The following is a 3457-nucleotide window of genomic DNA, read 5'->3' as shown; positions in this document are numbered from 1 at the left end:
GGATCTTGTTTAATGTCCGGTAAAGACATACCGACGTTGACGATTTGCGGTGAGCTAAAGACAATGGAAAATGGCGTTGCAGGCGGACGAATATAAGCGTCTTTTTTGTTGTCGCAGACCATACTTCCGGCGCTAAAACCTTCATCGCTTGCTACATGAAGCAGAGGAATGTTGGCATTGGCATCACCTACAATATAAACGTCTAAATCACCGATTTTACCAGTTTTTTTATCAAGGTTTTTTGGGCGATTTTTATCATCAAGCTCAACGCCTAGGTTTTCAACACCTAGCTCGTCTATATTATTGCGCCTTCCAGTCGCGACCAGTACATAGTTACCTTGCCATTGTTGCAGCTTACCAGCGCTGTCTTCATAATCAATAAAGGCAGCAGTGGTATTTGTGTGTGTGTCTTTATCTGCATTTATGCTTTCATATGATTTTTGACCAACATCAGTAATTTTGCTGCCTAAATGCATGGTCAGCTCACGACTTAAGCAATCAATGGCTTTATTATTAATATCATTATCTTTTAGACCAGCAACACGCTTAGCGCGGTTAAATACTGTTACCTCGACACCCAAACGTGTGAAAGCTTGAGCAAGCTCTAATCCTATCGAACCTGCGCCAATGACAGCCATAGATTTTGGTAAGTCGGCTAACTCAAAAACAGTATCTGAGGTGAGCATGGTCTCGCCAAGCTTGTCAGCCCAGCCATCTGGGATAAAAGTCGAGCTGCCAGTCGCGACAATTATTTTATCTGCTTTGATCAACTTATCATTGACCTCAATCACGCCGTGCTTATTAATATAAGCCCGTCCCACTATTTTGCTATCCTCAGACCAGCTATCGACTTGTTTTTCGATGTAGCTGGCAAAATAACCACGCTCAGCGCGAACCCGTTCCATCACCTGTTTGCCGTCTATGTCAGCAGTAGCATGTATGCCAAACTTACCAGAGTGATTGGCATTATGAGCGCGGTCAGCGGCCGCAATGAGCAGTTTACTTGGCATGCAACCCACTGCAATACAGGTGGTTGTCCAAAAGCCATCATTAATAATAATCACATCTTCTACGGCTTTTTTTGCTTGGCGAAAAGCGTTTTGACCGGCAGTCCCAGCACCAATGACCGCAATAGATACTTTGCGAGTCACGTTTTGATGAGTGTTATGATCAAAGGGAGCAGAAGAATCAGAGGCGGTATCAGGCTGTTTATTCATAGTATTCTCAAATAAAAATGATTTTAAGGTTTATCATCAGCTCTATTAAAAGACTAAGGCGCAAGCGTGGTTAATAAACGCTCAGTGTAATCCTTTGCTTTAAGGTTACGCTGTGCATGAGTGAGCGTGCCATTTTTATCAAAAACAAACGCTGAACGTACAAGACCTAGGGTGATGTTGCCATACATGTTTTTTTCTTTGATAACATCAAAATATTGGCACAGTTTTTCATCAGCATCACTGACAAGTGGGATCTGTAGATTGTATTTACTAATAAATTTTTCATGTGACTCTACGCTATCACGCGAGACGCCAATGATGTCATAACCTAAGTCATCAAATTCGTTCAGATTGGCAGTAAATTCTGTTGCTTGGGTAGTACAACCAGGCGTATTGTCTTTTGGATAAAAATAAAGGATAAGCCCTTTACTGGTGTTGGCGACCAACTCTTTTAGGCTAATATTATCATGAATGAAATGACCATCTAGCTCGCGCACTATAGTGACTGGGAAGTCAGGTAGGGTAATAGTTTCTGTGGTTGGCTTTGCCATTGTAAAATCCTTATTTATTGTCATTACGGTTATATTATTATTGGTCAACCTATTATAGGCAGATTTGTAGAAATAAATCCTTGGTTTTACATATCACTTATGGATAAGCAACAAAAAAGACTGGCAATTGCCAGTCTTTTAGATATTAAAGGGTTTCATGATTAAGCGGGTTTTTGCGGCTGCTTTAAGTCCAAACCAACGGTACATTGCTGCAAGTCTTTTTGCATTTTTTTCACATACGAGAGGCTTGATGGATCTTTTTTACTTTGCGCATAGCTCTCAATCTCCCACATCTGACCAATGGTCATATTGCTACGGACATTAATAGTGCAATCACAAAGCTTGGTTGCAGTGCTCTTGTCAGCGACTTTGTATTTGACCGCGCCGTTGACGCAAGCATTGATATTATCCTGCTTAATATCAATAGCATTTGCTTGTGGCATGGCAAATAAAGCAGCGAGGGCTAGGGGCAATACTGGCAAAAACTTCATAAATATCCTCTTACAAGTGGCATCGATTACTTAAATGTTTTATAAATAACTCAGTTTTTGTACAAATGACCAAGTGTTGCTGCTCTAATGAGCGGTCATTTCTTAGTCTAGAGACAGTCGCCCATACCATAACAATTATTTTGTTTAAAATACAACGGCAGCGTGCTGTGTTAATGCAAGCGAATGTTGCGCCAATGTTTAATGATCTTTAGGTTAAGACTATTATACTTGCATTTTAACCGGCTCACTTTTTAAGAGGTTATCTCTTAAGAGGTTAACCTGTGTCCTTAAGATTGATAATGAGTAGGATCGGCAACGCCTGCTTGCGAAAATCCTTGACGACGCAGTGCACAGCTGTCACAAACACCGCAGGCAAGACCATTGGCATCTGCTTGATAGCAAGAAATAGTTTGCCCATAATCAACCCCTAGCGACAAACCAAGCTCGATAGTTTTGGCCTTCGATAACTGTTGCAGCGGCGTTTGAATCGATAAATGATGACCAGTAACACCTGCTTTGGTAGCAAGGTTTGCCATATGCTGGAAGGCGGCAATATATTCAGGGCGGCAGTCAGGATATCCTGAATAGTCGACTGAGCTGACGCCAATGACGATATGGTTGGAGTCAGTGACTTCAGCAACTGCTAAGGCATAAGACAAGAAGATAGTATTGCGCGCGGGCACGTAGGTATTTGGAATAGCGTCGTTATCAATCTCATCATACTTTTTGTCGGGGAATTTATCGGTATCACCATCGGGCACAATCATACTATGATCGGTCAATGATGAGCCACCAAGCTGGGCGATATCGATATCAATGATTCTATGGTTGACACCTGCAGTCTCAGCGATGGCTTTGGCGGCGACAAGTTCACTATTATGACGCTGACCATAATCAAAACTAACCGCAGTCACTGAAGCATAACGCGCTTTTGCCCAATATAAACAAGTCACTGAATCAAGCCCACCTGATAGTAGAACGACTGCATTTTGGCTTTTATGTAGGGCATTTAAGTTGGTATTGTTGTCTTGATCGGAAGGGGACGTTGGTTTTGCAGTATTTGTCATAATGGCATCTATTATTGGTTTACGAAAATGCCTATTTTAGCAAAAACAGCAGCATTACAGAACCTTGAAGACAGTAATAAAAATTATGCAACTAGGGCGTGTCCTCAATTCAATCGATGGACATCTAAGTG

At 41.7% G+C, this 3457-nt stretch carries 4 protein-coding genes; all 4 read right to left on the bottom strand.

All coding sequences use genetic code 11. The features are described 5' to 3' along the window. Positions 1–1217, bottom strand: a 1217-nt coding sequence (locus VLN09_RS01980) for a dihydrolipoyl dehydrogenase (RefSeq protein ID WP_325243542.1), incomplete at its 3' end; no start/stop codon positions are given. A gap of 53 nt (positions 1218–1270) precedes the next feature. Continuing rightward, complete coding sequence (locus tag VLN09_RS01975; protein WP_325243541.1) at positions 1271–1768, bottom strand: peroxiredoxin; 498 nt, start codon at positions 1766–1768, stop codon at positions 1271–1273. Positions 1769–1929: 161 nt separating this feature from the next. Next, a complete protein-coding gene (locus VLN09_RS01970) occupies positions 1930–2259 on the bottom strand; it encodes a hypothetical protein (RefSeq protein WP_325243540.1) in 330 nt (109 codons plus the stop codon). Positions 2260–2546: 287 nt separating this feature from the next. Continuing rightward, the gene (gene queC / locus VLN09_RS01965; RefSeq protein WP_325243539.1) at positions 2547–3326 is read right to left on the bottom strand and encodes a 7-cyano-7-deazaguanine synthase QueC; all 780 of its coding nucleotides are present in this window, start codon (positions 3324–3326) and stop codon (positions 2547–2549) included. Positions 3327–3457 lie beyond the last annotated feature (131 nt).

The organism is Psychrobacter sp. (assembly GCF_035469765.1).
In the GTDB taxonomy this organism is placed as follows: Bacteria; Pseudomonadota; Gammaproteobacteria; order Pseudomonadales; family Moraxellaceae; genus Psychrobacter.
The sequence above is the reverse complement of the archived record's forward strand: the minus strand, read 5'-3'. Positions and strand labels throughout refer to the sequence as shown.